Consider the following 23842-nt stretch of genomic DNA (forward strand, 5'->3'; position numbering starts at 1 on the left):
GGCGTTTCGGCCGAGCGTATCTAGCCGTTTATCCTCCCCGGGGCGCAACCTCACGCTATGCGTCCGGATCTGGACCCAGAACAGCTCGATCGGTACTCGCGTCACGTCATCATGGACGACGTGGGGCCGGCGGGACAGGCGGCGCTGCTCGACACCGACGTACTCGTGGTCGGTGCCGGGGGGCTCGGCTCGCCGGTCCTGCAGTACCTGGCGGCGGCCGGTATCGGCCGGCTGGGGATCGTCGACGACGACACCGTCGAGCGGTCGAACCTCCAGCGCCAGGTGATCCACCGCGACGACGACATCGGCCGACCGAAAGTCGAGAGCGCCCGCGAGTTCGTCACCGGGCTGAACCCCGACGCGACCGTCGACGCCCACGAGACGCGCCTGGCCGCCGACAACGCCGCCGACCTGGTCGAGCGCTACGATATCGTGGTCGACGCCTCGGACAACTTCGCCACCCGATTCCTTGTCAACGACGCCTGTACCCTCTCGGGGACGCCCTTCTCCCACGGTGCCGTCTTCCGGTTCGAGGGGCAGGTGACGACGTTCACCGGCGACGGTCCCTGCTATCGCTGTCTGTTCCCGAAAGCGCCGCCGGCGGGGACTGTCCCGGACTGTGCGACCGCCGGCGTCCTGGGCGTGCTCCCGGGGACGATCGGCTGCCTCCAGGCCACGGAGGTCGTCAAACTCGCGATGGACTACGGCGACTCGCTGGACGGCCGACTACTGGCGTACGACGCCGCCGACATGTCCGTCGAGGAGGTGCCCGTCGCGCCCGCAGCGGACTGTCCGGTCTGTGGGAGCGACCCGGCGATCGAGCGTGTCACGGACGCCGACTACGACGGTCGGTGTTCGCTGACCGGCGACTGAGACTGTCGCGCCCGTCCGAGGCAGTCATCAGGCCTGGACGGTTCCCAGGTCGAGGGCCACGTCCCGTGGCGGCGCGTCGAACAGCTCCGGGTGGACCAGTGCCCCCAGAAACTCCATGGTGTCGACGAGCCGTGGCCCCGAGCGGTTGACGTAGTGGTGGCCGTCGAGCACGTGGACGCGACCTTCCCGAACCGCGGTCAGGCCATCGAACCCGGGCCGGCCGGTCAGATCGGCGAGGTTTTCGCGGGTCTGCTCGATGTCGAAGCCACAGGGTGCGGCGACGAGCACGTCGGGGTCGTACTCGCGGATCTCCGCCCACTCTCGGGGGCGGGAGTCACCGCCGGCGGCTTCCAGCCCGTAGCGACCACCCGCTCGATCGACCATCTCGGGGACCCAGTGGCCCGCGACCATGACCGGATCGAGCCAGTCAAGCACCGCGACGCGTGGTTCGGTTTCGGCACGCGCCGCGGTCGTCTCGACGGCCGCGACCCGGTCGCGCAACTCGGCCACGAGGTCGCTGGCTCGTTCGCCACGGTCGATGGCGGCCCCCACCTCGTGGATCGACTCGAAGAGGTCGTCGAGACTGTGCACGTCGAGTGTCAGCACCTCCGTTTCGAGGCCCAGTTCGTCGACGGCCGTCGCCACCTGGACGTGATCGATCGCACAGACATCACAGACGCCCTGCGTGACGACCAGATCGGGGTCGAGTTCGGCCAGCGTCGCCCGGTCGATGGCGTAGACGCCGTCGCCGGCTTCGGCGTCGGCGACCTGCTCGTTGATCTCGCCGCTCGTGGCCGTCGGGTCGACCCGCGAGCGGTTGACCGACGGTTGTTCGCGGGCGGCGGGCGGGTGGTCACACTCGTGGGACACCCCGACCGGTTCGACCCCGAGTGCGTAGACGATCTCCGTCGCGGACGGCAGGAGCGTGACGACGCGCATACCCGCTCTACGGACGGCTCCCGACTAAAGCCACCGCTCCGGTCCGCTCGGACTCCCCTCGCGAGAGGTCGTTACGCTTACGCTTCCCGGCATCCGACTGGCGCCTATGAACGTCAAATCGCGCCACCACCTCCGCTCGGACGAGGTCGACGCTATCACGACCGCCCTCTCGGACAACCTCGGCGTCGAACTGGACGCCGACAGCTACGAGAAAGTCGAGTTCGACGACAGCGACTGGGACGTAGTCCTCGTCGACGGCGACCCGCTGGTGCTGTACGTCGACGACGAGCCGTTCCTCACCGTCGAAGGGGCCAACGACTACCCGCCACAGAAACACGTCGTCACCGTCGACGCCGGCGCCATCTCGTTCGTCTCGGACGGCGCCGACGTGATGCGTCCCGGGATCACCGAGGCCGACGACGACATCGCCGAGGGGGACCTGGTCGCCATCGCCGAGGAGTCCCACGGGAAGGTGCTGGCGATCGGCCGCGCGATGACCGACGGCGGCGACATGGTCGGCGACAGCGGGAAGGTCGTCTCCTCGATCCACCACGTCGGCGACGACCTGTTCGAGTTCTCCGTCTGAGACGGGGGTACTTTTCGATCCGAACGAACCAAATAAAAACCGCGTCTGACGTAAGACCTAAATCGTCACGGCACGCCGTGGGGGACATGGGACTCATGAGTTCGATCCTCGGCGAGTCGGGGTCGTCACGGAAGACCGACGACTACGTCGAGCTGAACGCCGACGACTTCGACACGTCCGGGGCCGATGTGGACCGACAGATCCGGATCGCACAGATCAGCGACACCCAGGATGTCATCGAGATCAAGGACGCGGTCTACGACGGCGACATCGTCATCGCCGACATCATCCGCCACTCCACGCAGGACCGGACGATGGAACACATCAGCGACGAACTCAAGCAGGTCACCAACGAAGTGGGCGGGGACATCGTCCAGAAGGACGACGACCAGCTCATCATCGCCCCCTCGGGCGTGGGCATCTCCCGCGACCGGCTGGGTCGGTAACGCGGTACCAGGGGTCACACGCGCCCGGCTTCGACGTGTTTTTCGGCCTGCGAGCGCTTGGATAGACGATGACCGAGCCGGCGATCCGCGCCCGTGACGTACGCAAGCAGTACGGGGACGTGCAGGCACTCGACGGGCTGGAACTGACCGTCGAGCGTGGCGACTTCTTCGGTCTGTTGGGGCCAAACGGTGCGGGCAAGACCACGTTTATCAACACGCTGGTCGGCCTCGTCCGGAAAGACAGCGGGACCGCCGAGGTGTTCGGTTTCGATGTCGAGGACGACTACCGCGAGGTCCGTGACCGTATCGGCCTCGCTCCACAGGAGTTCAACGTCGACCGCTTCTTCCCGATCATCGAAGTACTGGAACACAAGGCCGGCTACCACGGCATCCCCAGCGCCGAGGCGACCGAACGCGCCGAGGAGGCGCTCAAGACCGTCGGCATCTGGGAGAAACGGGACACCCGTTTCGACTGGCTCTCGGGCGGGATGAAACGCCGGTTCATGCTCGCGCGGGCGCTGGTCTCCGATCCCGACCTGTTGATCCTGGACGAACCGACGGCCGGGGTCGACGTGCAACTGCGCCACGACCTCTGGGACATCATCAACCGGATGAACGACGCCGGGACGACCATCGTGTTGACGACCCACTACATCGAGGAGGCCGAGCGGCTCTGTGACCGGGTCGCGATCATGGACGACGGCCGGAAGGTCGAGGTGGCCGCACCCGGCGAACTGATGGCGCGGGGCACCGACACCGTCGCGGTCGAACTCGCGGACCCACCCCGGACCGCCCCGACGCTCGATGTCGACGGCGTGACGGCGGTCGACGTGACCGAGGACGGCCTCAGCGTCACCGCCTCCGGCGGCAGCCAGACCGCACCGGCGATCCTGCGCACGCTCGAAGCACAGGGTCACACCGTCACGTCGCTGGACATCCGCCGGGCCTCGCTCGAAGAGGTGTTCGTCGACATGACCCGCGACGAACGCGAGTACGCGGAGGTGTCCGCATGAGCCACCAGACGACGCAGCTCCTGACACTGGTCCGGCGGGAGGTGCTCCGGTTCGTCCGCCGGCCGTACAACACGTTCCTGCCGCCGATCATCACGAACTCGCTGTATTTCGCCGTCTTCGGCGTCATCCTGGGGAGCCGGATCGGTGAGATCGCCGGCGTGAGCTACATCCAGTTCGTCCTCCCGGGGCTGGTCGTGCTGGGTGCGATCTCCGACAGCTTCGAGAACGCCTCCTTTACGATCTTCCATGGCCGGTGGAACGAGTACATCCAGGCCGTGACCACATCCCCGATGGCGAACCGAGACATGGTCGCGGCCTACGTGAGCGCGAGCGCGCTGCGAGGGATCGTCACCTCGCTGTTGATCATCGGCGTCGGCCTCGTGTTCACGTCGGTGCCGGTCGCCAACCCCGTCTACCTGATCGCGTTCGTCCTCGTCATCACCACGCTGTTCGGCGGGCTCGGCGTGATCGGCGGGCTGTGGGCCAGTGACTTCGATTACCTCACCGTGATGAACCAGTTCATCCTCCGGCCGCTGGTGTTTTTCGGCGCCGTGTTCTACTCGCTTGAAGTCCTCCCGCCGGTCTGGCGGAGCGTCTCGCTGTTCAACCCGATGGTGTACATGGTCAACGGCGTCCGGTACGGCATGATCGGCGTGACCGAGATCGATCCCAACACCTCGCTGGCCGTCCTGACCGGCGCGACGGTCGCGGTTCTGGCGGTCGATTTCCTGTTGTTCACGCGGGGCTACGGTCTCGCGGAGTAGTGAACGGATCGAGAACGGAGATGACTGAGGGCTGGAGGGAGCCACCCTCCAGGAGGTCATCAACACATGACGTAGCAGCGCAACGCTGCCAGAGCCCGGATACTTGTGAGCGCCTCCGGGAACGGCGTATGTGAACGAACGGCACGAACGCATTTAGCCTTGACGGCCACGGTACTGGCGGCCAAAACACATATTCGATCCGGCCGTTTTCGGCCTTCTCGAACCCTATACCGACAAAACAGCTCTCCGCCGGTTCAGACGTTGTCCGGCTTGTCCGCGTCGTCCTCGACCGACCGCTTCATCGAGTCCCGGCGTGCCTTCGCGTCGCGACCGGTGGCCGACTCCAGAAAGTCGTTCTTGACGGTCACTGCGTCTTCGGCCGCGTCGACGTGGCCCTCGGCGATGACCTTCTCGGCCGGCCGCTCGTCGATGTGCAGCGCCAGTTTGTCCTTCTTCCCGCTGTAGGTGACGGTGCCCGCGACGACCCGATCGAACACGGGGTTGTCCGGTTCGTCGACGACTAGCAGGTCGCTCCCGTTGTATTCCTCGGTGTCTGTCACCTCGCCGAAGTGCTCTTCGACGAACGCTTCCATATCCGGGACGCGGTCCTCCAGATGTTCGCCCCGTCGCATCTTGTACTCTCGCATGGGTTGGATTTTGCGAGGCCCCGTCTTACCCTTTGTGTTCACTCGGTGGGTTCCGTGACCAGTGCGCCCTTCTGACACTCCGGGCAGAAATCGCCCGCCCGCAGCGACGAGGCTTCTACGTCCGTCGTGAAGCCACACTCGGGACAGCGAAACTGTCCGTTGGGGACTGTGACGGCCGTTCCCCCGAGGGGCTCGACATCCGGCCCGTCGTCGGTCTCGACCTCGGTCGACACCGGTTCCCAGTCGTCTTCCTGCGTCTCGTCGTCGCCCCTCGTCGCCTCCTCGGGCCACTCTCCGGGCTCCCGACCGGCGTCGTCGTCCGTCTCGTCGAGGATCACCGCGTCGTCTTCCTCGGGGTCGCGCTCGGGCATCGCGTCCGCCTCCGCATCGGGTACCTCGGTTGTCGTCGCCGGCTCGTCGAGTTCGGCGTCACCGCTCTCGACGCCGTCGTCGCTGTCCATGATCTCGGCGTCGTCCTCGCCCGGCGGGGCCGGGGAGGGCGGTGTCGGGGTATCGCTGCTCTCGCTGTCCGTGTCGTTCTGTGACTCCTGTTCGATTGTGTCCGTCGCGTCGGTTTCGGTATCATCGACCACGTCGCCGGCGATGTCCGACGGTGTTTCGATCGCCGTCACTTCCTTGTTCTCGGAGACGACCCGCGTGTTGCCACACCGTGTGCAGGTCTCTGTCTCCTGAATAGTGATGACGACTTCGCTCCCCTGTTCTTCCCGGTCGCGCTCGACGGTGCTCTCACCGTACGTGTGCCCGAGGATGGAGCATTTGAGACCCATTGCCAGTGTCTCCTCTCGTGACGTACTTAAACCCTCCCTGTCGCCCAACACGGCGGGGTTGTTCCGACTGAGATCGAACGGAAAGAACTATATTTTCGGCCTTACGAACGAAATTTTATACCATGGGAGGCGGCGAACGGCTACCGATGCGAACGAGTACGGTTGCTATCGTCGTCTTCGTGGTTGTCCTGTGTGGAACTGTCGTCGCATCGACGACCGTGGTCGCGAGCGACCCGCCGCTTGCCGACGCCGGACTCGACCAGACCGTCCCGCCGGGCACGACGGTCCACCTCGACGCGAACGGTTCGCGCGACCCCGACGGGCAGATCACGTCCGTTCGGTGGCGTATCGACGGACCGGCCGGCAGTTCGGCGACACCAGCCTGTCGCACCTGCCGACAGACGACGTTCAGCCCGACGACCGTCGGACAGTACAACGTCACACTCACGGTCACCGACGACGACGGACAGAGCCGATCGGACACCCTCGAGGTCGTCGTCGAGCCCGCCGGTGGCCCCGGCGTGTCACTGTCCGGACCCGCGACCGCAACGCGCGGACGCCAGACGACCGTCACGGCGGACGTGACCGCTCCATCGGGGCAACTCGATACGCTCGCGTGGGTCGTCGACGGGACGTTCGTCCGCCGCGAGCCAGTCACCGGGAGTGACGCGACGGTGTCGCTCACCCGCCAGTTCGACACGATCGGGCCAGCACGGATCCGTGCGATCGCGTACGACACTGCGGGTCGGCGCGGAGCCGCAACACACGGACTGTCCGTCACGCGGGCGTCGGGGCCGCCGACGACGCCGTCACCCCCGACACCGCCCACCGGCCCTACTCCCGGCCCGAGTCCTTCACCCGGTCCGACACCATCCCCCGGCCCGCCGTCGAGTCCGCCCTCGACGAACGGGTCGCGACCGGGTGGGACGGCACCATCGTTTACCGTCACCGAACTGACGGCACCGGCCCGGACGACGACGAACTCGTCGGTCCCGGTCACGGCCACTGTCGAGAACACCGGGACCGCTCGCGGCACGTACCCGGCACGGCTGCTCGTCGACGGGACCCGGACCGGCCGGACGACCGTGGCGCTCGACCCCGCCGAGTCCGACATGGCGACGTTCCGCCACCGGTTCACACAGCCGGGGACGTACACCCTCACCGTCGGTGCCCGATCGACGGTGATCGAGGTCGATCCGGCCGTCTCCGGCGGCGGACGGATCTTCGTCGATACGATCTACGTTCCCAGCGACATCCAGCAGGGGACGACCGCGACGATCTACGGCAGCGTGGTCAACACGGACACCACGCCCCGGACGCTCGACACGCCGTTTGCTATCGACGGGCGGACGCTCGATAGCCGATCGCCGACGGTCGCGGCCGGCGAAACCAAGTACGTCGCCTTCAACGCCGAGTTCCTCGACTCCGGACGCCGGACTGTCAGCATCGGAACCGCGTCGACCTCGGTCGTCGTCACCCCGACCCGCGGTCCGGCGGCGTTCCGCGTCTCGCGTCTCACCGGCCCCAACCGGACGCTCGATATCGGCGAACGCGCCGCGTTCACTGCGACGATCCGGAACACCGGCCAGAGCCACGGAACGTACGACGCGACGCTGGCCGTCGACGGCACACCGGTCCAGAACCGATCCGTGTTCGTGTCTGTCGGCGGCGAGAAACGGGTTCGGTTCACCGAGTCGTTCGACCGCAGCGGCCAGTACTCCGTCAGCGTCGGCGATCGAAGTCGGTCGGTCGACGTGACCGACGCCGGCCGCCTCCAGGTCGCCAGTCTCGACGTACCGAACCGGGTCGACACCGGCGAGCGGTTCGACGTACGCGCCACGATCGAAAGCACGTACGACCGCGGGAAAGTGCAGAACTTCAAGCTCTACGTCGATGGGCGTATCGACGGCCGAAAGCAGTTCGTGACGATTTCCGGCGGCGGTCAGACGACCCTGGTGTGGAAGAACAGACACCTCACACACCGCGGTGCGTTCCCGCGGGAGTTCGAGGTCCGCCTCCGGGACCAGCGCCGGAACGTCACCGTCGTTCCGCCAGTCTCGGACGACACCAGCAACGCTGGCTCGGCGTGTGATGGCGGCTACGTCTGGACGGACATGGAGGGCAACATGGTCGGCTGTCTGGACAAGAACAGCACGGATATCCACTACAGCGACAACGGCAGCGAGGTCTGGATCGACGCGAACGGGGAAGACGGACTGCAGGTTTCACGGAACGGTGATTTGGTGACTGTCATGAACGACACAGAAATTAAAAAATTCGGAGGTAAAATCCCTGGAGAGACAGTTCAAGAAGAACTGGAAGAATCTGCGATTAACATATTCGACTCAAAAAACTCTGATGATGATGATGATGAATCTACGTACAACCCCGGTCCAGTTTTTAAACCTGGTGATGACGGTGACTGTGGACCGATGGGATGCAGTACAAACCCCTCAGGAACAAACCAGAGCCGAACCGATACTTACAGCCAGTACAGAGCTCCCATCAATAACCTAGTCATAGACAATGTGCCAAATTAAAAAACCTGATGTAGGGAGGATACTCCTCATATGTCTGATCGCTGTTTCCATCTCAGTTGCGGGGTGCAGTAGCTTTGATGGAGAAGCCGATAAAACAGAAACATCTAGTGTAGTCCCTTCAGAACCTTCTGAAACAAAAGAAACAGCAACAACGCCACAACGCCATACTACTGACCACCCTGAGCACACATCTATCTCGCCATCCACTAAAACCGAAAATCCAACCCAAACCATAACTAAATCTCAAAGCGAAATCTTGGGAGAGCGTTATGACAAATACGAACAATATTCCGCTCGTTATATTGGAGCTATTACTGAAAGTTCAAATACGTCGCTTGAACTATCAGACATTGATACAGCAAACAAAACTATCAAAATTGTCCACTACGCTCCAACGAATAATACTTCAAAATATCTTTTGCAACAGGGCGTAATTCTCACTTTATATAAATATTCGATTGATCGATACGCTGACGATGAAGGTACGTACGCAGATGTTGACCGCTCGTGGATTCCCCGCACGATCAACGTCACCGTCCGCACACAAGATGGACGATTGTACGAACGTGCTCACATCAAATACGAATGGGGACTCGCGCGATTGAACGGGACGCTCACCGAACGCGAGTACGAACTGCTATACATCGGCGAGGCCGAACCCGGGCCGGCACACCCAGAAGAGGGAATATAGTCGCCGAGCGCGTACCAATCGCCTTCTCGCCGTCGACGGAACCGTTCGGTTCGATGAGGGACAAAGACAAGAACTAGCCAGTAATACAGGTACGTATGAGAGCGAAGCCCGAGTACCGAGACCGGGACGATGCGGAGGTCGCGGTGCTCGACGCCCTCGCGGACCGCCACCAGGAGGGGATGACGGTGTTCGAACTCCGTTCTCGCGCGGATGTCAACATCGACCAAATCGAGGGGGCACTGGCCGCGTTGAAGGCGGACGACCTCATCGAGGTCGAGGACGACGGCGAGCGGACCGTCATCCGTCCGGAGGAACACGTCGTGGGGACACCGGACCCGGAGGAAGACGAATCGTTGCTCGAACAGTTACGGCGACGGTTGCCGTTGTAGTCAGTCGTCCGCCGGCGTCGCCGCACAGTTGTTCGGACCGAGTTCGAGTTCGAAGGCGTCCTCGTCGTCGACAGCGGCGACGCCGAGGTTGATGTCGACGATGCGATCGAAGTTGGCCGGCCGCGGGGGTAGATCGTCACGGAGCCAGGTCACGAACGCGTCGCGGTCCATCCCGAACGCCGGCAGTCGGTCGCGGAGAGCGCCCAGGCGAGCGGTGTAGGTCCCGTCCTCGGCAGGAGGTGTCCGCTCGCCGTGGTGGCCCGGCGCGATCAGCGTGTCCGCCGGGAGGTCGGCGAGGCGCTCGGTCAGCGTTCGGTAGAGGTCCCGCGCGAGGGCCGTCGCGCCGTCGGTCCCGGCTTCGAGATCAGGGCGGGCGACGCTGTCGAGGAAGACGCTGTCGCCGGCGAGCAGTACGTCACCGACCAGTAGACCCGTCATCCCCGACGTGTGGCCGGGCAGGGGGACCGACTGGAGCGTCGCCGAACCGATGGCGAGCGACGCCTCGGGAGCCAGCGCGGTCACGTCGAAGGTGACGCCGCGTTCGATCGCCGGAGCGGGGAGGACCGGTTCGATGTCGGACTCGGCCGCGAGGGTTGGGAGACCGCTCACGTGGTCGGCGTGGACGTGGGTGTCGACCGCGGTGGTCAGCGTGGCACCACGGTCGCGGGCGTCGGCGACGTACCGGTCGGCGAACGCACGCAGCGGGTCGACGACGGCGGCCTCGTCGCCGCTGACGACGAGATAGCTCAGACAGCCAGCGGCGGGGCGTTCGTACTGGAGGACAGTCGCGCTCGAACACGGGACCTCGGTGGCGACGTAGAGTCGGGCCCAGCCGTCCATCCCGTCGGCGAGGTTCCGGGCGGCGATACCGTTGTCTTCCAGCAGGCCGGCGACGAAGGCGCTCCCCTCGCCGCGGCCACAGACGACGGTGAGCGGTCCCTCGCCGGGGATCTCGTCGGTCAGATCCCCGATGCCGTCCGTGACCGACGCCTGGACGAACTTCGACAGCGGGAGCTGTGTCGCGGTGACCGACGGGCCGTCGATGTGCCACGTCTCGAACTCGTCGCGGTCCCGGACATCGAGGAGCCGGACCGGCTCGCCGCTCCGGAGCCGCTCGTGGAGTTCCGCTGGCGTCACCGAGGGAGCGTCTGTCGGGGGGGTTGGGTCGGCCATACGGAACGTACGGTCCCGGCGGCGATAAATCGGGCGGAGGGTCTATACCGCTCTCGAACGCAGAGCCAGTATGGACGCCGACGGAGTCATCTCGACCGTCCGTGAGGAGCAGGCCACCGAACTGGATCGGCTGGGCTCGGAGAAGGCACTGATCGCGGCGACCGGTGCGACGCTGGAGGCTGACGCCGTTCTGGAAGCGGCGGCGACACGCGAACACGCGCTCGCGGCCGTCCTGTCCGACTGGGGGGAGGAGACCGACGGCGCCGTCGGCGGGGCGTTCGCCGGGGCCGCCGACGCGGCGGCAGCCCGTGCGACGACACTCGACGCGCCACCCGGTGACCCCGACGCGTTCGGGGCGCATCTGGGCGGACTCACGGGGACGCCGGCGCGTGTCGGTGCCGGTCTCGTCGCCGCGCCGCTCGTTCTGGATCGGTTCTACCTCCAGGTGGTGAGCTTCTTCGTCAACGAGGCCAACGAGGCGAGAGCGGACCTCGCACGCGAGCTTCGAACCGACGCGAGCGATCTGGAGCGGGCACGCGACGTGCTCGGTATCCTCGCCGTCGAGGACCGCGAACACGCACGCGACGCGGCGGTCGAAGCGATCGGTGTCGCCTACGCCGCCTACGCCGACACGCTGGCCGACATGGGACTGGACCCGAAGCCGATCTGTTAGTCGAGACGGTACGTAGCGACGCGGTTTCCGGCGTAGTAGAACCCGGCGAGTGCGCCCCCGCCGGCGAGGACAGCCGTTCCGAGGAGACCACCGACGAGCGTGACTGCCGGAGCGACTGCCACCGGGAAAGGGGTCCCGACGACCGCCAGATACGCGCCCGAGACGGGTGCGACGGCGACGACGAGGGCTGCGGCGTACAGGGCGAAGGCCCAGGTACTCGGGACGACGACCTCCCGGCCCCGGACCGAGGAGGACTCGAACTTCGGGAAGACGACGCCCGCACCGGCGGCGATCGCAGGGGCGCTCACCGTCACGAGCAGGCCCGCGGTCAGCGCGACGGCGACGGCGAGCGGTGAGACGCCGGCAGCGACGCCGAAGCCGACCACCGACACTGCCACCCCGACGAGGCCGGGGAGCGCGCCCGCCAGAACGAGGCCGCCCACGAACGCACGCCCCGAGACGTTGGCGGTGAGAGTCAACGGAAGCACGCCCTCCTCGCCGCCCAGCGGGTTCAGCGTGAACGCCGCGCCGGCGGTGGCCCCGCTCGCCAGCCCGGCGGCGAGTGGCAGTGTCGGCGGGACGGTCCCGTCGAAGATGACGGTCTGCAACTGGAACACCAGCAGGAAGACGGGGACGAGCGCGAACTGGACGGTGATCGGCGCCCGCCTGGCACGGAGCCATGACTTCTGGGCGACGACTCTGGTCGCCCGCGGGACCCAGCCCGACAGCAGCCGGTCCGAGAGCCGGCGGTCGTCGCTGTCGAACTCGTGGTCGGGCTGGATCGGGTCCGCGTACCAGACCCGTTCGGCCAGCCACAGCAGGGCGGCGACGCCGACAGGGACGCTCGCGAGGAGGACGCCGACCGCGGTCGCGGCCGCGAGCGGATCGGCGTCGACACCGGGGACCGCGAGCAGGAGCACGTCGGCGAGCCAGGACAGCGGCGACGCGGTGACGGCTTCGAGGGCGGCGGCCTGTGCCGACTGGGTCGTCCAGACGAGAACCCAGCCGCAGGCGAGAACGAGCGACGCGACCGTTCCGACGCTGCCGCGGTGGCGGGCGACGAACGCGACCTGGCCGACCAGGAGCTTCACGAGCAGGCCAACGCCGAGCCCGACGACTGTCCCGAGGACCAAAAGCGGAAACAGGACGGCCGGGACGACGACCGCGACGGCGACCGATCCCGTCCCGACCGCGAGGCCGCCGGTGAGGGCGAGCAGCGGGACGGCGAGCGCGGCCAGGACGCGGAGGAGTTCGGCGACGAGGACGCCACCGAGGATGTCCGCGGCGGGCGCTGTCGTCAACAGCCCGTCGAGGGCGTCGGGTTCGGCGGTCCGCTTGACGGCGTGTTGGCCCGTGCTGAACGCGACGAGCCCGAACAGCCCGACCGTGAGCCCGGTCATCGCCAGCCGCGCCGCGTCGAACTCGCCGCCGACCATCGCGCGGCCGACGAAAAAGGCGCCGCCGGCCCCGACGAGGCTGTACACCGCCAGGCCGGCGCCGCCGAGCAGCAACAGCAGGATTCCGCGGGTGCTCTCCCGGAGGTTTCGCCAGGTCCGGCGCAGTTCCGTCCGTGCGACCAGGCCGACACGCCGGGCTGTGGGCCGTCTCATCGTCGGTCGCTCGTCACGTCGAGGAAGACATCTTCCAGGGTCGACCCCGACTCGACGCTGTCGGTCAACTCCGCCGGGGCACCCTCCGCGACGAGGTCCCCGTCGGCGAGGACGCCGACGGTGTCGGCCAGTTCCTCGACGACCGGGAGGATATGCGTCGAGAGGAAGACGGTCGTCTCCTCGGCCGCCACCTCGCCGATCGTGTTACGGACCGTCCTGGCGGCTCGCGGATCGAGCCCGCTCGTCGGTTCGTCGAGAAAGAGGACGCTCGGGTCGTGGAGGAGGGCCTGCACCAGGCCGAGCTTCTGTTTCATCCCCTTCGAGTACGTCCCCACCCGACGGTCGGCGTCCTCGCTGAGCTCGAACCGATCGAGCAGCGACTCGACCCGGCCCCAGTCGTCGTGGCCCCGCAGGCCGGCGATGTACTCCAGGTGTTCACGGCCGGTGAGTTCGTCGTAGACGGGCGGTTCCTCCGGGAGGACGCCGATGTGTTCGACGACGCTGGCCCGGTCGGTCACCGACTCGCCGGCGACGTGGGCGGTCCCCGATGTCGGTTCGGTCAGCGTCGTCAGAATCCGGATGGTGGAGGTCTTCCCGGCGCCGTTGGGGCCGAGGAAACCGAACACCGAGCCCCGTTCGACGGTCAGGTCAAGATCCTCGACGGCGACGGCGTCGCCGTACCGTTTCGTCAGCCCCGCCGTCGAGATCGCCGGCGGGTCGGTGGAGGGGTGAGCGGCCATACCACATCGCACGAGCGCGGTCGGATAGCTCTTATCCATACCGGCTGTCGCCGACCCGCCGTGGATACCGGCTGCCTCGGACGGGGACCCCGCACACCGTGAGAACCATCCGCCTCGCTCGTCCCGACGGGGGTAGCTATTTTACGCGCGGTTCTGAACTGATAGCATGGCCGGCGAGGGAGAGACACGAGACAGCTACCCGAGTGACCGGGGCGGGGTCCGCCGGGCGACGGCGATTCTCGGCCGCAAGTGGCATCCGCTCCTGATAACGACGCTGCTGGCCGACGGCCCGCTGGGGTTCACCGAACTGAAGACGCACCTGGACGGCATCTCCGATAAGGTGCTCTCGGAGTGTCTCGACGAACTCCAGAACGACGGGCTGGTCGCCCGCGAGGTGATCGACGACAAGCCGGTTCGTGTCGAGTACTCCCTGACCGCCGCCGGCGAGGAGCTGGAGCCGGTGATCGAACTGCTCCGGGAGTGGAGCCGGGAACACCTCGGCGCCGTCGAGCAGGCCCCGTAGGTCAGGCCGACGCCTCGTCCGCTTCCTCGCTCTCGTCGTCGTCCGTCTCGTCGACGACTTCGATCCCCCGGTTGTTGACCGCCGAGGGGTCCAGCCCGACCTCCTGGAGGAAGTTCTTGTACTCGCGTTCGCACTGCTCGGCGTCTTTCTGGCGGTCGCTGGCCCGGTCACACAGCGCGATCAGGTCCTCGGGCACGTCGTTTGTGTAGACGATCCAGTGGTTGATCAGGTCCGAGAGCCGCCGGATCGGCGAGGTGAAGTGGCCGTAGATCTCGAAGTTCAGCGCGTGGTGGCCCCCGAAGGGGTCGTTCATGTACTTCGCCCGGGGCATCACCTTCATCACGGCCCACTGGATCTTGTCCAGTTGGCGCCCGGGAGCCTGCTCCAGCGTCGCGTTGACCGCCTTCCGGGGGTCGTCCCACGTGCTGCCGGGGATCGAGACGCCGTCGAGTTCCTGGATCTCGACTAAGGCCTCGTCCCACTCCTCGGGGCTGGGCTGTGGGTGGACCCGATACATCGCCTCGACCCCGCGGTCCCACATCAGTTCGTGCGTGACGGCCTTGTTGGCCTTGAGCATGCACTCCTCGATGATCGTGTGGGCGCGGTCACGCGCCGGGTTCAGGACGAGCGAGCCGTCCTCCTTGCGCTGTTCGTGCATCCGGTCGGCGAGTTCCCAGACGAGTTCGGTCTTCTCGGCCAGGTCGACGCTCTGGTCTTCCAGGAGATCCGCGGCGCTGTCGGGGTCGTCGAGCAGCCGTTCGGCTTCCGTGTAGGTCAGGCGGGCGTCGCTCTCGATGACGGACTTGTAGATCTCGATGTTCTCGTAGGAGAGGTTCTCCTTGTCCAGGTGCATCTCGACGGTGTGGGCCAGGCGCTCCTCGTTGGGCACGAGCGAACAGACGGTCTCGGCGAGCACCGGCGGCAGCATGTGGATCGTGTAGGCCGGGAGATAGACGGTGTTGCCCCGTTCGACGGCTTCCTCCCACATCGCGGTGTCGGGGTTGACGTAGTGGGTCACGTCGGCGATGTGGACCCAGAGGACGTACTCGTCGTCCCGCTCCTCGACGGAGATGGCGTCGTCGAAGTCCTGGGCGTCGATGGGGTCGGTCGTCCAGGTGGTCATCTCCCGCAGGTCCTCGCGGTCGTCGATCTCGTCGCTGATCTCCTCTTGAACGCCCTCGGTCCGTGCCTCCGCCTCTTCGAGGACTTCCGGCGGGAACTCGTCGCGGATGCCGAACTTCTCGAACAGTTCTTCGCGCTTGTTTTCGAGGTGTCGGGCCATCTCCTCGTCGATCTCGACGGGGCCCTGCCCCTCGGCGGTACCGGCCGCCGCCTGGGCGTCGTCGGTAGTCATGGGGCCGGCTACGACCAGGGCGTAGTTAGGGCTGTCGGGCCCTACCGCTCGACGTTGCGCTCCTCGGAGAGTTCCCGGTAACGCGAAAGGAACGTCTCCCGGTCGGTCTCGCCGGCGCCGGCCGCGTCGAGCGTCGTCTCCAGCCCGTCACGCGGCTGGCGGCAGAGGTCGCCGAAGCAGTCGGTACAGAAGAACTCGAACTCCTTTTGCTGTCGCTCCCATCGGTTGCCGTGCTTGTCGTACTCGCGGGCGTCCGACCGGGCGACGCTCTCGCCACAGCCGATGCAGGTCACCGTCTGCCGGTCGGGCCGGGACCCGAACATACGTGGCGGTAGCGACCACTCCGTAATAGCCTTTCCCCCGGGTCGCGGGAACTACCCCACGATTTATCCGCGGCCCGTTGGTACTGTGGGTATCGACACCACGCCACGGTGCCGGATTCGCTATGAGGGCATCACAGACACTCGCGCGCTCGACGCTGGACACGTTGCCGATGAACATTGCAGTGGTCGACAGGGACGGCACGATCCTGTTTACCAACCGGGCCTGGCGGGAGTTCGCCGGCGTCGAGGACGAGGAGATCCGGGGAGTCAATTACTTCGAGACGACCGATGTCGAGGCCGACGAGTACGCCCAGGCCGCCGTCGACGGGATCAAGTCGGTCATCGCCGGGGAGAAAGAGCTGTTCACGCTGGAGTATCCGTGTCACACGCCCGACCAGCAGCAGTGGTTCCTGATGCGTGTGGCACCGCTCCCGCCGGAGGAGGCCGGAAGCGTCGTCATCGCCCACATCGACATCACCCAGCGAAAGCTCGCGGAACTCGCGGCCGAGCGCCGGAGCGCCCAACTCGACGCACAGCGCCAGGACCTCGAACACTTGCTGTCGCGGATCGACGGACTCGTCCACTCGGTGCTCGACGACGTGATGTCGGCCGACTCCCGCGCGGAGGTCGAACGGACGATCTGTGATCGACTCGAAACGGTCGACTCCTACCGGGTCGCCCGGATCGCGAGTTTCGACATCCGCCGGGAGACGCTCGAGCTCACGGCCGGGGACGATACGGCGGGGACGATCCCGCTCGACGCGGCCGACCCGGTCGCGACGGCCGCCCGGCGTCGGGAGATCCAGACGGTCACCGGGCAGTTCGAGGACACCCACGCGGCGATCGCTGGCCCGGAATCGGGGTCGCTGGCCGCTGTCCCGCTGGCCTCCGGCGAATCGCTGTACGGCGTGTTGACGGTCTATGCCGACAGCTCGGACGTGTTCGATCCCCGCGAACGAGCGATCCTCGGCGTGATCGGACAGGCGGCGTCGAAGGCGATCGACGCCATCGAGACCAGCAGGATACTCACGGCCGACAACGTCACCGAACTCGAACTCCTGGTCACCGACGAGGAGACCTTCTTCGTCGCGGTCGCGACCGAACTGGACTGTCGGCTGGAGTACGGCGGGAGCGTCGCCGACCACGAGGAGACGGTCATGTTTTTCACCGTCTCCACCGACGACCCGTCGGCGGTCTGTGCAGTGGCGGCCGACCATCCCGAGGTCACCGCCGTGACCCACGTCTCCTCCAGTGGGGACACGTCGCTGTTCGAGTTCACCGTCGACGATCCGCCGGTCGTTTCGCTGCTCGCCGACCGCGGTGCCGAGACCCGGGATATCGTCGTCGAACCGGGACGGGCGGAAGTCACCGCGACGCTCTCGGCGGAGACGGAGACCCGTGCCGTCGTCGAACACGTCAGGGACCACTACGCCGAGACCGAACTGCTCTCGGTCCGGGAGCGCGACGAACCCCCGACGACCAGGGAAGCGTTTCTCACGTCCGTCGAGGACAACCTGACCAACCGGCAACTGACCGCACTCAGAAAGGGGTATCTGGGCGGGTTCTTCGAGTGGCCCCGGGATGTCGCCGGGGACGAACTCGCCGCGTCGATGGATATCACCCCCTCGACGTTCCACCAGCACCTCCGTGCGGGTGAGCGAAAGCTCCTCGCAGCGGTATTCGATGCCCGGTGACCGACCGACGGGACCCGTCTGTGCGCCCTGTCCAAAGTAGTTGGGTACACAGCTTAAAGTCGCAGTGCCACTATTTGTCTGTAGATGACGTGTCATCTGGGTTCCAGCGGCCCGCGGCGTTTGGCTCTCCATCTCGGCGAGCGACAGCCCTCTCCGGGGCGAACGGAGCGACCGCCGGGTGAAACCGTCCCGAACCCGCGAACGGGCCTGTCGACAATCGCGCCAGAGACACGACGTGCGTACTGACTGACACCGTAATTCAATGCAATCTGATAATATCCAGGCCAGCAAGTCGATCCAGCAACGAACGGGCCGGACGTTCCACCTCGCCACCCGTCTGCTCCCCGAGCGTATCCGACACCCGACCTACGTGATGTACGCCTTCTTCCGGGTCGCCGACGAGGTCGTCGACCAGCCCGAGGGGCCACCGCCGAACGTCCAGCACGAGCGACTCGAAGAGTTCCGCGAGATGGCGCTCGGCAACCGCGAGCCAGAGGACTCCGACGAGGGCGCGGTGCTTGCCGCCTTCCAGCAACTCCGCGAGGACAACGGCATCCCCGACGAGGAGGTCAACGTCTTCATCGACGCCATGGAGATGGACATCGCACAGGCGCGCTACGAGACCTTCGAGGACCTCCGCGAGTACATGCGTGGCTCCGCCGTCGCCGTGGGGAACATGATGACGATGGTGATGGACCCTCCGGAGAAAGAGACCGCGCTCCCACACGCACAGGCACTGGCCGAGGCGTTCCAGCTGACGAACTTCCTCCGGGACGTTCGCGAAGACATCCACGACTACGGCCGGGTGTACATCCCGCAGGAGACCCTGGAACACCACGGCGTCACGGAGGAACAACTGGCCGACGCCGAGGTCGACGACGGGTTCCGGGCGGTGATGCAGACCGAACTGGCTCGCACCGAGGAACTGTATCGCGAGGGGGTCGCCGGCATCCGCTATCTCCCCGAAGACTGCCAGTTCGGCGTCCTGCTGTCGGCGGTACTGTACGCCGAACACCATCGGCTCATCCGGAGTCACGGCTACGACGTGCTCTCAGAGACGCCCGAACTGACTCGTAGACGGCGGCTGTGGTTGCTGGCCCGGACCTGGTGGCACTGGCGTCGCAACGGCGACCCCGAGGCGACGTTTTACGCGGTGAGTGCCGTCTCGGAACAGTCCCCCGGAACGGTTCCGGCGGAGGTCACCAGCCCCGGACAGCCGACCTGGCGCGGGTGAGAACCGCCTCACCGCGTCGATGACGGCTCTGCTCACCTATCTCCAGTTCCACGCGCTGTTCGTCGTCCCGGTGCTGGTGGGACTGGCAGTGACGACACCGTACCGGCTCGCCGGCCGCCGCACCGTCCTCACGGCGACGGCGCTCCTCGCCGGCCTCGCGCTGGTGTACACGACGCCGTGGGACAACTACCTCATCGAACGCGGCGTCTGGTGGTACGGCGAGGGGACGGTCCTCGTCCGCGGGCGCTCCGCGCCCCTCGGCGAGTACCTCTTTTTCGTCTTCCAGCCGTTCCTGGTCGGCCTCTGGCTCGCTCGCTTCCGGATCGATACGACGCCGTCGCTCCGGACGCCGGCCAGCGTCCGCGCGGTCGGTCTCGCAGCGGCGACCATCGTCGGTGCCGCGGGCCTCCTGCTCCTCGACCGACCCAGCGGACTGTATCTCGGGTCGCTGCTGGCCTGGGGGGCACCGATCCTCGCGATCCAGTGGACGTTCGGCTGGCAGTTCCTCGTCCGAGAGCGACGGACCGTCGCCGTCGGGACGCTGGTGCCGACGCTGTACCTCTGGCTGATCGACAGCGTGGCGCTTTCCCTGGACATCTGGTCGCTGTCGGACCGATACACCGTCGGCCTGGCGATTCCGCTCTTGAAGCTCCCGATCGAGGAAGCCGTCTTCTTCCTCCTCACGTCGCTGTTCGTCGTCCAGGGCATCGTCCTCTACGTCTGGGTGGTCGACAGATGGGCGTGAGACAGCTCTCCCCGACCGGATCTGAGCGGCTCCGCAGTACAGGACTCGTTCCTTCGTGGGCTGTTATCCCCGTCGCCGTGGTGTTCTTGCTCGGCGTGTCGGTTCCGGCGTCGTTGCAGTACCTCCCACTGATCGTCAGCGTCGGCCTGCTGGGGCTGCCCCACGGTGCCGTCGACCACCTCGCCGTGGCGCGGGCACGCGGCCGGGAGCCGGACCGCCGGGCGATCGGCCGGGTCGTCGTCCTCTACGTCGTCGTCGGCGGTGCCTACGCAGTCGCGTGGTTCCTGGCGCCCGCGCTGTCGTTCGTCGTGTTCATCCTCGTCACCTGGTTCCACTGGGGCCAGGGCGACCTCTACGCGCTCGGAGGACTCGCCGGCGCCGACCACCTCCGCTCGGTCCCGCAGCGACTTGCCACCGTCGTCGTCAGGGGCGGGCTCCCGATGCTGGTCCCGCTGCTCGCGTTCCCGGCGTGGTACCGCCGGGTCGCGACGGATCTCGTGGGCCTGTTCGCGCCGACCGCGGCGACGACGCTCCAGTGGGCGTTCCGGCCCGACGTGCGGGCCGGGCTGGCGGTCGGGTACGGCGTTCTCGCCGTCGGGACGCTCGCCGTCGGCTTCCACCGTGCCGACGACCGCCGGCCGTGGCTGCTCGACGCTGGCGAGACGGCGGGGCTGGTCGCGTACTTCGCCGTCGTTCCGCCGGTGCTGGCCATCGGGCTCTACTTCTGTCTGTGGCACTCGCTGCGCCACGTTGCGCGGCTGCTGGCGGTCGACGACGCCGCGGTCGCGGCGCTGGAGGCCGACGACATCGCGGGAGCGTTCGCCCGGTTCGCCCGCGACGCGGCGCCGCTGACGCTCGTCTCGCTCGTGTTACTGGGCGGCCTCTCTCTGGTCGTCCCGAACCGCCCCGGGACGGTCGCCGAGGCGGTCGCGCTGTACCTGGTCTTTATCGCCGTCGTCACGCTGCCCCACGTGGTCGTGGTGACAGTGATGGATCGGGAGCAAAGCGTCTGGTCGTAACTCTTCGGGTCGGCCAGGAGCAAGGCGTCTGGTCGTGCTCTGCTCTTCGAGCGCGAAAAACCGCTGCGGAGTCGCGTTACTTGCCCTTGCCGCGGTTCGAACGCAGGGACGGGCGGGTCTTCTCGGTGCCCTTGCCCTTCGAGCCGAGGCCGCGGTTGCGCTTGCCGGCGCCGGTCAGTCCACGGAAGACGCGGTCCGTGTGGTCGTCGTCACAGATCCACGAGAGGTCGTCGTCGTTCTCGATGGCCGGGTGTTCCGGGTCGACGAGGATGATCTCGTGCCACTTCTGGCGGCCGTCCTGGCCGACGGAGTAGCTGTTGAGCACGCGCAGGTTCGGGTAGACGCGTGCGGCGCGTTCCTCGGCGACACGCCGGATGTCTTTCCGGCGGGTGATGCGGGTCACGCCCTGGCGCTTGGACCGACGCCCGGCGGTGAACCGCTGCTTGCGAGCCCCGCCCTTGCGGACGGAGACGCGGGCGACGACGACGCCCTGTTTGGCCTTGTAGCCCTGCGAGCGGGCCTTGTCGAGGCGGGTCGGGCGCTCGATGCGCTCGACGGCGCCCTCGTTGCGCCAGTCCTGCTGTCGCTGCCACTGTAGTTCCGCGAGCTTTCCGTCGCCCGGGTTCTTCCAGGCGTCTCGAATGTAGGAGTATGCACTTCGTGCCATGGTGTCTCACCACGGGCGTTGTGTGGTTCAAGTCCCGAGTGGGACTCACATCCCGACCTGCACACGCAGGTGCCCGCTGGTGCCCGTCCGCCAGCGAGTTGTCGACTGTTTCCCGCTGGTGCCCTTAAGATGTTCGAACCGGCCCCGGTGTGTCACCCGCTCACGAGAAGGTCACGGACACGTCGGGCATCGCGCCCAGCAGGCCGCCGAAGGCCATCTCGTAGCCCTCGTGGCGGGCGGTCTGGGGCTGTGCGGTCACCGTCAGGGCCAGTTCGTCGCCCGTGGCCACGCTGTCGACGACGGCGCCGTAGTGATAGCCCAGGTCGGGGTCCAGTGTCCGCTGGAACCGCCCGTCGTACACCGTCTCGCCGCCGCTTTCCAGCGTCCCCGACAGCCCCATCGCCGGAATGACCATCTCGTTGTAGCGGGTCCGCGCGGAGACGGCGACGTAGCTGCCCTCGGCGTCGATCCCGGCCGGCGGCGCGTCGAGTGTCGTCACGACGAGGCGGGCGTCGTTGCTCATGGCGCTCCCCCGGACCGTGCCGGGCAGTTCGTCCTCGCTGGGGGCCAGCGAGTCGGGGATCATCTCCATCGCCATCGGCTCGACCGCGCCGGGGTCGCCCGCGTTGTCGAGCGTCCGGTACATGAGTTCGTCCCGTGCGGACTGGCTGTACGTGAACGGGATCTCTGCGGTCGTGGGCTCGCCGAACCGGTCGGCGAAGCCGCCGGTCCGCCGGGTCGACATCGCGCCGACGCTGAGGACGACCCGGTAGTCGCCGTCGCCGTCGAGGCCGAAGTTCGCGCCGTAGTGGAACCCCATCGGCTGGGAGAGCATCGGGTAGATGGCCTCCTGTGAGACCAGCGACTCGCCCTGGTAGATCTCGACGGTCAGCCCGGTGTCCGGGAGGATCATCCCCGTTTCGGGGTCCCAGACGGCCGACATCAGGTGTACGTCGTCGTCCGAGCCGATCGGTGTCATCGACCCGGAACTGCCGTTGATGTTCCAGAACCGGTGGGGGTAGCTGTACATCAGCCCGAAGGCGTAGTCGCCCGACTCCGCCATCCCGACCATCTCCATCCCTTCGAGGTGGGTCGGGTAGTAGACGGCGTCGGGCCGGTCCTCGACAAGCGGCGGTGCGCGGGTGCTCTGTGTTTCGAGGCCACCGAGACAGCCGGCGACGGCGGCCAGCGCCCCGGCACTGCCAGCACGGAGGAACGAGCGGCGGTCCATACCCCGTGTTGGCTCTGGATCGTAAATACGGATTCTGGTCCGGCCGTCGAATCACACGCCGTCGACTGTTCCGGGCACCCCTGGCGGCGAGTTCCTACCGGCTGGGAAGACGGGGGGCCGTTATATGTTGGGGGGCCCACGTGACACGTATGCCACGCGTGGTCGCCAGTGACGACCCGATGATCGACGTACCGTTGCTCCGCGAGGAACTCGACGCCGAAGTCGTCGCCGCGGACACGACCGACGAGGCCGCGTTCCGCGAGGCGGCGACCGGCGCCGACGCCGTCGTCGTCGACGTGAACACGCCGGTGACGGCCGCCGTCCTCGACGATCTGGACCAGCTCGCTATCGTCGCCCGCGCGGGCGTCGGTATCGACAACATCGACGTGCCGGCCGCGGCCCGTAACGACATCACGGTGACGAACGTCCCGACCTACTGCACGGACGAGGTCGCGACCCACACCGTGACGCTCCTGCTGGACTGTATCCGCGACGTAGCCGCCTACGACCGGGATGTCCGGGCGGGAACGTGGAGCTGGAACCGCGGCCGGGACATCCACCGCCTGGCCGGTCGGACGCTCGGACTCGTCTCCTACGGGCCGATCGCCCGGCGCACCCGCGAGCAGCTCCGCGGGTTCGACCTCGATGTCGTCGCGTACGACCCCTACGTCGACGCTGCGGAGATGGCCGAGGACGATGTCGAGAAAGTGACGCTCGAAGCGCTGTACGAGCGGGCGGACTACGTCTCCCTGCACGCGCCGCTGACCGACGAGACCGAGGGGATGGCCGACGCCGATGCCTTCGCAGCCATGCAGGACCACGCCGTCCTGGTCAACACCGGCCGCGGCGGTCTCGTCGACGAGCGCGCGCTGGCCGACGCCCTGACTACGGGGGAGATCGCGGCGGCGGGGCTGGATGTCCTTCGGGACGAACCGCCGGCCGAGGACAACCCGCTCGTGGGGCTGGACAACTGCACCCTGACGCCACACGCCGGGTGGTACTCCGTCGAGGCGCGCGAGGACCTGAACGCGACCGTCGCGGCGAACCTCCGGGCGGCCTTCGCCGGCGAGACGCCCCCCGACCGGATCGACCCCGAAACCGACTGGCTGTAGTCCACGGGTCGGACGGCCTGCTACGCCGTTTCATTCCACCGTACTAACTTATATCAGGGTGGTGCGTC

The 23842-nt window shown here is 66.9% G+C and carries 25 protein-coding genes; 15 read left to right on the top strand and 10 right to left on the bottom strand.

What is annotated here, in order from left to right; all coding sequences use genetic code 11:
• Window positions 1–57 precede the first annotated feature (57 nt).
• Window positions 58–873 carry an SAMP-activating enzyme E1 gene (gene ubaA / locus P1L40_RS12355; protein WP_284007379.1) on the top strand — a complete coding sequence of 272 codons (816 nt, stop codon included), beginning with the start codon at window positions 58–60 and terminating at the stop codon, window positions 871–873.
• 27 nt (window positions 874–900) lie between these two features.
• On the opposite strand, the gene P1L40_RS12360 is transcribed toward ubaA, so the two are convergent.
• Window positions 901–1812: a cobalamin-binding protein gene (locus P1L40_RS12360; protein ID WP_284007380.1), complete on the bottom strand. Its 912-nt coding sequence runs from the start codon at window positions 1810–1812 to the stop codon at window positions 901–903.
• Window positions 1813–1918: 106 nt separating this feature from the next.
• On the opposite strand from P1L40_RS12360, the gene P1L40_RS12365 reads away from it, so the two are divergent.
• The 4 genes from P1L40_RS12365 (at window position 1919) to P1L40_RS12380 (ending at window position 4621) form a co-directional block, all read left to right on the top strand.
• The gene (locus P1L40_RS12365; RefSeq protein ID WP_284007382.1) at window positions 1919–2398 is read left to right on the top strand and encodes an RNA-binding protein; all 480 of its coding nucleotides are present in this window, start codon (window positions 1919–1921) and stop codon (window positions 2396–2398) included.
• 86 nt (window positions 2399–2484) lie between these two features.
• The gene (locus P1L40_RS12370; RefSeq protein WP_284007384.1) at window positions 2485–2844 is read left to right on the top strand and encodes a cell division protein SepF; all 360 of its coding nucleotides are present in this window, start codon (window positions 2485–2487) and stop codon (window positions 2842–2844) included.
• 68 nt (window positions 2845–2912) lie between these two features.
• Window positions 2913–3857, top strand: a complete 945-nt coding sequence (locus P1L40_RS12375) for an ABC transporter ATP-binding protein (RefSeq protein ID WP_284007385.1) — start codon at window positions 2913–2915, stop codon at window positions 3855–3857.
• Window positions 3854–4621, top strand: a complete 768-nt coding sequence (locus tag P1L40_RS12380) for an ABC transporter permease (RefSeq protein WP_284007387.1) — start codon at window positions 3854–3856, stop codon at window positions 4619–4621. Before P1L40_RS12375 ends, P1L40_RS12380 begins: the two co-directional genes overlap by 4 nt.
• Before the next feature lie 254 nt (window positions 4622–4875).
• Here P1L40_RS12380 and P1L40_RS12385 read toward each other — a convergent pair whose 3' ends face one another.
• Together P1L40_RS12385 and P1L40_RS12390 are read right to left on the bottom strand one after the other, a co-directional pair.
• Window positions 4876–5268 carry a DUF5611 family protein gene (locus P1L40_RS12385; RefSeq protein ID WP_284007389.1) on the bottom strand — a complete coding sequence of 131 codons (393 nt, stop codon included), beginning with the start codon at window positions 5266–5268 and terminating at the stop codon, window positions 4876–4878.
• 38 nt (window positions 5269–5306) lie between these two features.
• Window positions 5307–6056 (bottom strand): DUF7093 family protein, encoded by a 750-nt coding sequence (locus tag P1L40_RS12390; protein ID WP_284007390.1) that lies wholly within the window; start codon window positions 6054–6056, stop codon window positions 5307–5309.
• Window positions 6057–6202: 146 nt separating this feature from the next.
• On the opposite strand from P1L40_RS12390, the gene P1L40_RS12395 reads away from it, so the two are divergent.
• From P1L40_RS12395 to P1L40_RS12405, 3 genes are all read left to right on the top strand, one after another.
• Window positions 6203–8596, top strand: a complete 2394-nt coding sequence (locus P1L40_RS12395) for a CARDB domain-containing protein (RefSeq protein WP_284007392.1) — start codon at window positions 6203–6205, stop codon at window positions 8594–8596.
• Window positions 8583–9287, top strand: a complete 705-nt coding sequence (locus tag P1L40_RS12400; RefSeq protein WP_284007394.1) for a hypothetical protein — start codon at window positions 8583–8585, stop codon at window positions 9285–9287. Before P1L40_RS12395 ends, P1L40_RS12400 begins: the two co-directional genes overlap by 14 nt.
• Window positions 9288–9382: 95 nt before the next feature.
• On the top strand, window positions 9383–9676 hold the full coding sequence (locus tag P1L40_RS12405; protein WP_284007396.1) for a DUF6432 family protein: 294 nt from the start codon (window positions 9383–9385) through the stop codon (window positions 9674–9676).
• Here P1L40_RS12405 and P1L40_RS12410 read toward each other — a convergent pair whose 3' ends face one another.
• A complete protein-coding gene (locus P1L40_RS12410) occupies window positions 9677–10849 on the bottom strand; it encodes an MBL fold metallo-hydrolase (RefSeq protein ID WP_284007398.1) in 1173 nt (390 codons plus the stop codon).
• A 70-nt stretch (window positions 10850–10919) separates the two neighbouring features.
• Between P1L40_RS12410 and P1L40_RS12415 the strand changes: the two genes are divergently transcribed.
• Window positions 10920–11522 carry a transcription antitermination protein gene (locus P1L40_RS12415; protein WP_284007399.1) on the top strand — a complete coding sequence of 201 codons (603 nt, stop codon included), beginning with the start codon at window positions 10920–10922 and terminating at the stop codon, window positions 11520–11522.
• On the opposite strand, the gene P1L40_RS12420 is transcribed toward P1L40_RS12415, so the two are convergent.
• Entirely contained in the window at window positions 11519–13132 is a 1614-nt protein-coding gene (locus tag P1L40_RS12420) for a hypothetical protein (protein WP_284007401.1), read from the bottom strand. The genes P1L40_RS12415 and P1L40_RS12420 overlap by 4 nt on opposite strands.
• Complete coding sequence (locus P1L40_RS12425) at window positions 13129–13872, bottom strand: ABC transporter ATP-binding protein (protein WP_284007403.1); 744 nt, start codon at window positions 13870–13872, stop codon at window positions 13129–13131. The genes P1L40_RS12420 and P1L40_RS12425 overlap by 4 nt, the downstream gene beginning before the upstream one ends.
• Window positions 13873–14038: 166 nt before the next feature.
• On the opposite strand from P1L40_RS12425, the gene P1L40_RS12430 reads away from it, so the two are divergent.
• Window positions 14039–14395, top strand: coding sequence for a winged helix-turn-helix transcriptional regulator (locus tag P1L40_RS12430; protein WP_284007405.1), 357 nt, complete (start codon window positions 14039–14041; stop codon window positions 14393–14395).
• A 1-nt stretch (window position 14396) separates the two neighbouring features.
• Here the strand turns inward: P1L40_RS12430 and P1L40_RS12435 are convergent, their stop codons facing one another.
• A complete protein-coding gene (locus P1L40_RS12435) occupies window positions 14397–15749 on the bottom strand; it encodes an RNB domain-containing ribonuclease (RefSeq protein WP_284007407.1) in 1353 nt (450 codons plus the stop codon).
• A gap of 41 nt (window positions 15750–15790) precedes the next feature.
• Window positions 15791–16072: a DUF7562 family protein gene (locus P1L40_RS12440; RefSeq protein WP_284007409.1), complete on the bottom strand. Its 282-nt coding sequence runs from the start codon at window positions 16070–16072 to the stop codon at window positions 15791–15793.
• A 122-nt stretch (window positions 16073–16194) separates the two neighbouring features.
• Here P1L40_RS12440 and P1L40_RS12445 point away from each other — a divergent pair, with 122 nt between their 5' ends.
• From P1L40_RS12445 to P1L40_RS12460, 4 genes are all read left to right on the top strand, one after another.
• The gene (locus tag P1L40_RS12445; RefSeq protein ID WP_284007410.1) at window positions 16195–17766 is read left to right on the top strand and encodes a bacterio-opsin activator domain-containing protein; all 1572 of its coding nucleotides are present in this window, start codon (window positions 16195–16197) and stop codon (window positions 17764–17766) included.
• Between the two features lie 262 nt (window positions 17767–18028).
• Window positions 18029–19000, top strand: a complete 972-nt coding sequence (locus P1L40_RS12450; RefSeq protein WP_284007412.1) for a phytoene/squalene synthase family protein — start codon at window positions 18029–18031, stop codon at window positions 18998–19000.
• A gap of 19 nt (window positions 19001–19019) precedes the next feature.
• The gene (locus P1L40_RS12455) at window positions 19020–19745 is read left to right on the top strand and encodes a lycopene cyclase domain-containing protein (RefSeq protein ID WP_284007413.1); all 726 of its coding nucleotides are present in this window, start codon (window positions 19020–19022) and stop codon (window positions 19743–19745) included.
• Window positions 19736–20764 (top strand): Brp/Blh family beta-carotene 15,15'-dioxygenase, encoded by a 1029-nt coding sequence (locus tag P1L40_RS12460; protein WP_284007415.1) that lies wholly within the window; start codon window positions 19736–19738, stop codon window positions 20762–20764. Before P1L40_RS12455 ends, P1L40_RS12460 begins: the two co-directional genes overlap by 10 nt.
• Before the next feature lie 76 nt (window positions 20765–20840).
• On the opposite strand, the gene P1L40_RS12465 is transcribed toward P1L40_RS12460, so the two are convergent.
• Window positions 20841–21431 (bottom strand): 50S ribosomal protein L15e, encoded by a 591-nt coding sequence (locus P1L40_RS12465; RefSeq protein WP_284007417.1) that lies wholly within the window; start codon window positions 21429–21431, stop codon window positions 20841–20843.
• Window positions 21432–21591: 160 nt separating this feature from the next.
• Window positions 21592–22662 (bottom strand): DUF7350 domain-containing protein, encoded by a 1071-nt coding sequence (locus tag P1L40_RS12470; RefSeq protein ID WP_284007418.1) that lies wholly within the window; start codon window positions 22660–22662, stop codon window positions 21592–21594.
• Between the two features lie 149 nt (window positions 22663–22811).
• Between P1L40_RS12470 and P1L40_RS12475 the strand changes: the two genes are divergently transcribed.
• Complete coding sequence (locus tag P1L40_RS12475) at window positions 22812–23774, top strand: C-terminal binding protein (RefSeq protein WP_284007419.1); 963 nt, start codon at window positions 22812–22814, stop codon at window positions 23772–23774.
• Window positions 23775–23842: the final 68 nt, after the last annotated feature.

Source organism: Haloarcula pelagica (assembly GCF_030127105.1).
In the GTDB taxonomy this organism is placed as follows: domain Archaea; phylum Halobacteriota; class Halobacteria; order Halobacteriales; family Haloarculaceae; genus Haloarcula; species Haloarcula pelagica.

Bases quoted from the DNA above. Each gene is read 5' to 3' on its own strand.
- P1L40_RS12430 (WP_284007405.1), top strand. From the start codon at position 14,039: ATGGCCGGCGAGGGAGAGACACGAGACAGCTACCCGAGTGACCGGGGC.
- P1L40_RS12400 (WP_284007394.1), top strand. From the start codon at position 8,583: ATGTGCCAAATTAAAAAACCTGATGTAGGGAGGATACTCCTCATATGT.
- P1L40_RS12450 (WP_284007412.1), top strand. From the start codon at position 18,029: ATGCAATCTGATAATATCCAGGCCAGCAAGTCGATCCAGCAACGAACG.
- P1L40_RS12420 (WP_284007401.1), bottom strand. From the start codon at position 13,132: ATGAGACGGCCCACAGCCCGGCGTGTCGGCCTGGTCGCACGGACGGAA.
- P1L40_RS12475 (WP_284007419.1), top strand. From the start codon at position 22,812: ATGCCACGCGTGGTCGCCAGTGACGACCCGATGATCGACGTACCGTTG.
- P1L40_RS12385 (WP_284007389.1), bottom strand. From the start codon at position 5,268: ATGCGAGAGTACAAGATGCGACGGGGCGAACATCTGGAGGACCGCGTC.
- P1L40_RS12445 (WP_284007410.1), top strand. From the start codon at position 16,195: ATGAGGGCATCACAGACACTCGCGCGCTCGACGCTGGACACGTTGCCG.
- P1L40_RS12375 (WP_284007385.1), top strand. From the start codon at position 2,913: ATGACCGAGCCGGCGATCCGCGCCCGTGACGTACGCAAGCAGTACGGG.
- P1L40_RS12460 (WP_284007415.1), top strand. From the start codon at position 19,736: ATGGGCGTGAGACAGCTCTCCCCGACCGGATCTGAGCGGCTCCGCAGT.
- P1L40_RS12435 (WP_284007407.1), bottom strand. From the start codon at position 15,749: ATGACTACCGACGACGCCCAGGCGGCGGCCGGTACCGCCGAGGGGCAG.
- P1L40_RS12455 (WP_284007413.1), top strand. From the start codon at position 19,020: ATGACGGCTCTGCTCACCTATCTCCAGTTCCACGCGCTGTTCGTCGTC.
- P1L40_RS12465 (WP_284007417.1), bottom strand. From the start codon at position 21,431: ATGGCACGAAGTGCATACTCCTACATTCGAGACGCCTGGAAGAACCCG.
- P1L40_RS12415 (WP_284007399.1), top strand. From the start codon at position 10,920: ATGGACGCCGACGGAGTCATCTCGACCGTCCGTGAGGAGCAGGCCACC.
- P1L40_RS12390 (WP_284007390.1), bottom strand. From the start codon at position 6,056: ATGGGTCTCAAATGCTCCATCCTCGGGCACACGTACGGTGAGAGCACC.
- P1L40_RS12405 (WP_284007396.1), top strand. From the start codon at position 9,383: ATGAGAGCGAAGCCCGAGTACCGAGACCGGGACGATGCGGAGGTCGCG.
- P1L40_RS12410 (WP_284007398.1), bottom strand. From the start codon at position 10,849: ATGGCCGACCCAACCCCCCCGACAGACGCTCCCTCGGTGACGCCAGCG.
- P1L40_RS12425 (WP_284007403.1), bottom strand. From the start codon at position 13,872: ATGGCCGCTCACCCCTCCACCGACCCGCCGGCGATCTCGACGGCGGGG.
- ubaA (WP_284007379.1), top strand. From the start codon at position 58: ATGCGTCCGGATCTGGACCCAGAACAGCTCGATCGGTACTCGCGTCAC.
- P1L40_RS12360 (WP_284007380.1), bottom strand. From the start codon at position 1,812: ATGCGCGTCGTCACGCTCCTGCCGTCCGCGACGGAGATCGTCTACGCA.
- P1L40_RS12380 (WP_284007387.1), top strand. From the start codon at position 3,854: ATGAGCCACCAGACGACGCAGCTCCTGACACTGGTCCGGCGGGAGGTG.
- P1L40_RS12440 (WP_284007409.1), bottom strand. From the start codon at position 16,072: ATGTTCGGGTCCCGGCCCGACCGGCAGACGGTGACCTGCATCGGCTGT.
- P1L40_RS12370 (WP_284007384.1), top strand. From the start codon at position 2,485: ATGGGACTCATGAGTTCGATCCTCGGCGAGTCGGGGTCGTCACGGAAG.
- P1L40_RS12395 (WP_284007392.1), top strand. From the start codon at position 6,203: ATGCGAACGAGTACGGTTGCTATCGTCGTCTTCGTGGTTGTCCTGTGT.
- P1L40_RS12470 (WP_284007418.1), bottom strand. From the start codon at position 22,662: ATGGACCGCCGCTCGTTCCTCCGTGCTGGCAGTGCCGGGGCGCTGGCC.
- P1L40_RS12365 (WP_284007382.1), top strand. From the start codon at position 1,919: ATGAACGTCAAATCGCGCCACCACCTCCGCTCGGACGAGGTCGACGCT.